Here is a 211-nt window from a genome sequence, read left to right as displayed (position 1 = left end):
AATTTCTGGCAGCAATGTTTATCTTTAGGACGCCTTCCAGCAGCTGAAGAGTTCGAACAATCCCCAAAATTGAAAGAGTTGATTGGTTCACATAAGAAAGTTTTTAATCTCTTACAGAAACGCTTTGATACTACTGATTTTGAAAAATCTCAAGTGGAACGCACCCAAGACCTATCAGTATATTTTGCATTGTCATTCTTTGGTAAACGAA

The 211-nt window shown here is 36.5% G+C and carries 1 protein-coding gene; it reads left to right on the top strand.

From position 1 onward, the window contains the following. Positions 1-211, top strand: a 211-nt coding sequence (locus A3761_RS28420) for a hypothetical protein (RefSeq protein WP_231881144.1), incomplete at both ends; no start/stop codon positions are given.

This window comes from Oleiphilus sp. HI0123, assembly GCF_001635315.1.
The sequence above is the reverse complement of the archived record's forward strand: the minus strand, read 5'-3'. Positions and strand labels throughout refer to the sequence as shown.